The organism is Nocardia jiangxiensis NBRC 101359 (genome assembly GCF_000308615.1).
GTDB lineage: Bacteria > Actinomycetota > Actinomycetes > Mycobacteriales > Mycobacteriaceae > Nocardia > Nocardia jiangxiensis.
In genome coordinates this window covers 1-6,363 of record NZ_BAGB01000042.1, presented here as the reverse complement: position 1 = coordinate 6,363, position 6,363 = coordinate 1, and the positions used below count along the sequence as shown (strand labels likewise).

Here is a 6,363-nt window from a genome sequence, read left to right as displayed (position 1 = left end):
AAATCCTTGTAGAAGGCGCGAGCGTCAGGCGGCCTCCTTCATCCGGCTGCGTCGGACAGCGCCCACCGCTCGCCGCGGGCGAACCAGCGCAGACAACAACAACCTGTGAGGAGAACCCGGGCCCGGCCCCAACATCAGCCGTGACATCCCAGCGGCTTCTCGATGAACACCGGCTTGCCCGCGCGCGCGACAACGGAGACAAGATCGGCGTGCATGCTGGTGACCGAGTCGATGACCACGATTTCACCCATATCCACCGCAGGCTGCGGGCTATCGGTAACCATCTGCGACGGCAGCGATCCGGCCGGGGACAGCCACCCGAAAAGACCGCACAACATCGGTCTGCCTTGCACTCGGGCGTCGGCCCGCAAAAGCCGGGGACGGCGGGTCGGTCGGGCATGAGGGCGTATACGCCTGATTTCGACGACCACCTGATCCATTCGGATCATCGTGGATCGACGAAGATGTCGTAGGCGATCGGAGGTTGGCCGCCGTATCGGCTCAGGTCCGTGGTGCCGGCCGCGGCGAGAACATCGGCGTCGAGAACGCATCGGCCCGCGTATTCGCCCGGGTCGGCGAGGACTATTGCGGCCGCATCGGCCATGATTTCCGGGTCGCGGGAGTGTGCCGCCGCCTCGTCGCCGCCCAGCAGATTCCGCACCGCCGCGGTGGCGATGGTGGTTTCGGGCCACAGGCAGGTGCTGGCGACCGGGATATCGGCGAATTCCGCGGCGAATCCCATTGCGAGCAGGGTCATTCCGTATTTGGCCAGTGTGTAGGCCGGGCGCGGGCCGAGCCATTGCGGCGACATGTTCAGCGGCGGGGAGAGCGTGAGAATCTGCGCGGTCGGGGATTTGCGCAGGTAGGGCAGGCACGCCCGGGTCAGGGTGAACGTACCGCGCACGTTGACCTGTTGCATGAGGTCGAATTTGTGCATCGGCAGTACGTCGGTTGGGGACAAGTCGAGAACGCTGGCGTTGTTGACGCACACGTCGACTCCACCGAATTCCCGGACCGCTGTGGCAACGGCGCGTTCGACGTCGGCCTCGTCGCGGACGTCTCCGACAACGCCGACGGCATTGCCTCCGCCGGAGGTGATCTCGGTGACGGCGGTGTGGATTGTCCCGGGCAGACGCGGGTGTGGCTGGTCGGTCTTGGCCAGCAGGACGACGTTGCCGCCGCGGACGGCGAACGCTGTGGCGATCGCGAGTCCGATCCCGCGGCTGCCACCGGACATCACCATGGTGCGTCCGTCGAATGTGTTGTCGGGCAAGGGAAAATTCCTTCCATGGCTGAGCGGGCACCGGTGGCGGCCCGCCGGGGACGTGCGTGGGCCGACATTGTTCGAGGAGTGCTCAGGTGAGCGGGGCGGGTTCTGCGATACCGGCTCGACGCAGGGCACGCCGGGCGGCGTTGGCTCCGCACATGCCGTGTGCGCCGGGGCCCGGCGGGGCGGCAGCCGAGCACAGGTAGTGGCCGGGCACGCCGATGTCGTACGGCTGCAAGGTGATTCGAGGGCCGAAAAGTAGTTGGGGGATGTCTTTGGCGCCGGTCATGATATTGCCGCCGACGTAGTTGGGGTTGTCATCGGCGAAACCCGTTGTGCTGCGGACAGCTGTTCCGACGATGCGATCGCGGAAGCCCGGGGCGAAGCGTTCGATCTGAGCGATGACGGCTTCGGTGGCGTCGCCGGTGTATCCGTGCGGCACATGGGCGTAGGTCCAGACCGGGTGGATGTCGCCGACCGACCGTTGTGGATCGGCCAGATATTGCTGCCCGACCAACACGAAGGGGCGTTCGGGCATTCTGCCGTGGTGGATGTCGCGTTCGTGCGCCGCGATCTCGCGGAAAGTTCCGCCCAGGTGCACCGTTCCGGCGCGGTGCGCGCCGGAGGCCGTCCACGGCACACCTTCATGGACGGCGAAATCGACCTTGAACGCGCCGGGCCCATATCGAAAGTTGCGGTACTCCTTGATGATTCGGGTAGGCAGCTGCTCACCGAGAATGTCGGCGATCGCCGTGGGGGCCACATCCCACATGGTCAATCGCGCGCTCGGCAACTGCGACAGCGAGCGAACGTGAACGCCGGTTTCGATCTTGCCGCCCAGGTCGGTGAGCACAGCGGCCATCGCCTCGCTGATCTTCCGGGATCCCCCACGGGCGACGGCCCACCCGTAAGCGTGTCCCGCAGTAAGGATTCCGAGGCCGATACTCGCGCTCAGCGGTCGATGCAAGGGCTGGAAGGCGTGTGCGGCAACCCCGCCGAACAGGGCCCTGGCCTGCTCGGCGCGAAAAATCCCGGCGAGCGTCGAGGCAGGAGCCAGCGCGGGCAGACCGAAACGGGCCAGACGCAGCGGATGACGCGGAACGCGCAGCAACGGCCGCAGAATATCGGTGCTCATATGGTCGTAATCGGCCACGGTCCGTTCGAACAGCAGCCGCCACGCGCGCCCGTCCGGCCCGAGCCCCGCCGCGGTGTCGCCCACCGAGCGCAGCAGGACGGCGGCAGTGCCGTCATCGAGCGGGTGGGCGCAGTCGATCGGCGCCCACGCCCACGACAATCCGTATCGCTCGAGGTCGAGACTCCGCAGGAAGGGAGAGCCGACCGCCATCGGATGGATGGCCGAGCAATGGTCGTGCAGCAGGCCCGGCACGATCGCCTCGCTGGTGCGGGTACCGCCGCCGATCTCGTCGGCGGCCTCCAGCACGGTGACCTCGAGTCCGGCTCGGGCCAGGGTGATGGCGGCAGCCAGCCCGTTGGGGCCACTGCCGACGACGATTGCGGTACCCATGACTCGGCCTCCCTTCCTGATGTCCGTCTCAGCTGACGGTTTGCGGTACAGCGTCCCGCGGCGGCTGCCGCACCTGCACCGGGGTGGCGTAATCGGCGCGTCGCCAGGTCACCACGTGCGGGATCGGCCCATCGGGCAGCCAGGGCTGGGCCTCGACGGCGTCACGCACCTGCCAGGTGCCGCGTTCGACGACTCCGAGCGCTGCGTCGATGACCTGATACTGCTGTGTACCACGATGAATCGGCTGCGACTCCACCCACACCACGATCCACTCCCCCGGCGCGAACTCGACGCGGCGCTGGACCGCGTTGATCAGATCCAGGTTGTGCAGGTGACCGTCACCGAAGTTGAAGCCGATCAGCGAGTTGCACCCGAATTCCGCCTCCCGGATCGTCCACCGGTCGATATCGCAGATGTGCTTGTGCAGCAGGGAGAACAGGCCCCGGCCCTGGCTGTGCATCGATCGCCAGGCGATGGTCTGCTGCATGGTGATCTCGGCGATCTCCGGCGGATACCCCATCGCGACGAGCTGATCGATCTGGTTGTCGGTCGGGCGATGGGCAAGAGTGTTCAGTTTGGCCTCGGCGCCCGGTGCGAAGGCCCACACGGCCGAGGCCCAGTTGCCGGCGTACTGACGCATCGACGGCAGGAACGACACCAGATCCGGACGCAGGTTGCCCAGCACGGGAAGGAACACCAGCGCAACGACGATCACAGCGAGCAGCCACGCGGAAGAGAAGTTCACGACCCCGTACCCGCTTTCGTTGGGGAAGCCCAAGAACAGGAACACGGCCAGATATCCGAACAGGACGTTCCATTCGAGCGGCACTGCCAGCGGGAAGGTAGCGGTGATGAAGGCGTGGAAGAGGACCATCAGTACCACCCCGGCCAGCGTGAGCCAGTGGCTGGTCGAGAACAGCAGAACCAGCGGGGTGAGGATCTCCACGGTGGTGCCGCCGACGTGGGCCAGGAACGAAGCGGCTTTCGAGGGGCGGATATCACCGGGGAAGTTTCGATAGTGCAGCCGCTTGATCCACTTGGCCGGCAGCCACGGCGTGTTCGAGATCATCGGCGGCACAACATTACCGAAGTGCATACCGAACTTGGACGCACCCGCTCCGATCCACACCACACAGATCAGAAGTTTCGCGGCGATGATCATGTCCACGAACGGCAGGAACGCGAAGAACACCAGGGCGGGCAGGTATTGCTCGCCACGTGCGGTCAGGAAGATCGTCTTGTCGCGCAGCCCGCACAATGTGTAGAGCACGATCGGCGCGATCAGCAGCATCGGGTTGATCAGCCCGGAGGTGTTGTGCGGCAAGGCCTTCGACAGACTCTCGCTCGGTACGCCGGGCAGTACGATCGCCGCCAGGAGGGTGAACACGAAGCCGAGATACAGCACCACGTCGAGCACGGTGCGGGTGTCGCCGTTCGTGAACGGCACCCGGCGCCACGGCCTCAGCCTGATCGTGCCGGGCCGGGCGAAGAACAGGACGCCGCCGGTCATCGGTTTGAATTTTCCGGCGAGCGGCCCCCATGATCCCGCGATGCCCAGAGCTTCGATCAACACCGTCCACAGCACCAGCTTCTGGTAGACCACCGGCTGGTTCCACCATGCCGCGACATGCCAGAACGGACCGACTCCCGAGGTCGCGGTCGCCAGGGCGACACCGGCGAGCACCGAAAGCAGACCTACCTTGAGCAGGTAGATGACGTGGATCATCTTGGCTGTGCCGAAGCCGTATTCGACCCAGTGCAGCGCCAATATCCGCATTCGCTCCGCGAACGGTCGGCCGAGGAATTCCTCGGCATCCACGGGAGGCAGGTCCGCCGTCTTGAACCCCATTGTTCCGATCCTTTCTGTGAATACTCCGGAGACATCCGCATCCTGCGACGGAGATTCTCATCGGATTTCGCGTGTGCAGTGAGTTTTTTCAATCCCGGGACATGACATCTGCGATGAGTGCACGCAGCTGTCTTTTGTCGATTTTTCCCACCGCATTCCTCGGCAGCGCCTCGGTGAGGATGATCTCCACGGGTACCTTGGCGCGGGAAAGCATCCGGCGGCAGTGCTCGACGAGGGCGTCGGCCTCGATCGGTGTACCGGGCATGGCCACCACGTGTGCGACCGGAACCTCCCCGAGGATCGGCTCCGGCGCTCCCACCACTGCGGCTTCGAGTACCGCGGGGTGGGCGTACAGGACGTTCTCGATCTCCTTGGGGTAGATGTTCTCCCCGCCTCGGATGATCATGTCCTTGATCCGGTCGACCAGTACGAGGTAGCCGTCCTGGTCGAAGTAGCCGACATCGCCGGTATGCAGCCAGCCCTCGATCACCGTCTCGGCGGTGGCATCCTCGCGCCCCAGGTAACCGCGCATCACATTGGCGCCCCGGATCACGACTTCGCCGCGAGTTCCCCGGGCGAGCAGACGACCCGTGTCGTCCATGATCGCCACGGTCTGCCCGGGTAGCGGAAGTCCGACGGTGCCGGGTTTCCGAGGTCCCCGGGGCGGGTTCAGGGTCGACGCACAGGTGCCTTCCGATAATCCGTAGCCTTCTACGATCGGCACGCCGAAACGGGTCTCGAAACGTTCGATCAGCTCGGCGGGCATCGGCGCCGCACCACAGATCACCCGGCGCAGCGATGATGTGTCCGGGCTGTGCTCGACCGGCTGCACCACGAGAATGGCGTAGATCGACGGGACCGCCGAGAAGTACGTCGGCCGGACACGTTCGACGAGGTCGAAGAACACCGATGCCGAGAAGCGTCCCGCGATCGTGACCTGTCCACCGGCGAGCATCGGCGACAGGATGCTCGCGATGATCCCGTTGACGTGGAACAACGGCAGGATCAGCAGACTGTGGTCGGTGTCGTCCAATTCCAACGCGCCCATCAGCATTGCGCACATCGCCGCGATGTTCGCGTGGTCGAGAACAACTCCCTTGGGACGGCCGGTGGTACCGCTGGTGTAGATGACGAGCGCAGCGCAGCCTGACTCGACCTGCGCGGCCGGCGCGACGTCGCTGCGGTCGATCTCGGCTCCGGCGAACTCGGCCAGGCCGAGAGTCCCGCTCGCTCCTCCTTCGGTCACCACCACACGAGCCCAGCAGTCGCCGACCTGGTAGCTCACTTCCTCGGCGGTGGACTCCGGCCGCACCGGTGTGACCGCGGCGCCCAGCCGCCACGCGGCGAAGAGAATCACCACCAATTCGAGGCGATTCGGCAGTACGACCGCCACCACGTCACCGCTGCGCACGCCATGCCGGTGCAGAATGGTCGCCGCCACGCGCACCCGCCGCGCGAATTCGGCGTTATCGAGCTGCTCCCGCTCGTCCGCAATACACGGGCCACTCGGATTACCCGTGGCACGAAACTCCGGTAAATCCACGATCTGCTGCACGATTCCCTGACCTGACTCGGTGTGATTCGGATTACACACAAAGATAGGTGCGAGAACCGATATCCGACTACGGGCCCGCATCCCAGAATCTCGATGCACATTTGTACCAGTGGCACAATAACTTGCGAAAATGCGCCGGGAAAGCCCCGGCCGTCCGGTACGGTCCC

Annotated in this window: 5 protein-coding genes; all 5 read right to left on the bottom strand. The window is 65.4% G+C overall.

What is annotated here, in order from left to right:
• Nucleotides 1-134: 134 nt before the first annotated feature.
• On the bottom strand, nucleotides 135-440 hold the full coding sequence (locus ON40_RS51900; RefSeq protein WP_157186334.1) for a hypothetical protein: 306 nt from the start codon (nucleotides 438-440) through the stop codon (nucleotides 135-137).
• Nucleotides 441-445: 5 nt separating this feature from the next.
• Nucleotides 446-1,273 carry an SDR family oxidoreductase gene (locus tag ON40_RS18410; RefSeq protein ID WP_040824651.1) on the bottom strand — a complete coding sequence of 276 codons (828 nt, stop codon included), beginning with the start codon at nucleotides 1,271-1,273 and terminating at the stop codon, nucleotides 446-448.
• Nucleotides 1,274-1,355: 82 nt separating this feature from the next.
• The gene (locus tag ON40_RS18405) at nucleotides 1,356-2,792 is read right to left on the bottom strand and encodes a phytoene desaturase family protein (RefSeq protein ID WP_040824650.1); all 1,437 of its coding nucleotides are present in this window, start codon (nucleotides 2,790-2,792) and stop codon (nucleotides 1,356-1,358) included.
• Nucleotides 2,793-2,820: 28 nt separating this feature from the next.
• The gene (locus ON40_RS18400; protein WP_040824649.1) at nucleotides 2,821-4,641 is read right to left on the bottom strand and encodes a DUF3556 domain-containing protein; all 1,821 of its coding nucleotides are present in this window, start codon (nucleotides 4,639-4,641) and stop codon (nucleotides 2,821-2,823) included.
• Between the two features lie 88 nt (nucleotides 4,642-4,729).
• On the bottom strand, nucleotides 4,730-6,184 hold the full coding sequence (locus ON40_RS18395; RefSeq protein ID WP_245567871.1) for a class I adenylate-forming enzyme family protein: 1,455 nt from the start codon (nucleotides 6,182-6,184) through the stop codon (nucleotides 4,730-4,732).
• Between the last annotated feature and the right edge of the window lie 179 nt (nucleotides 6,185-6,363).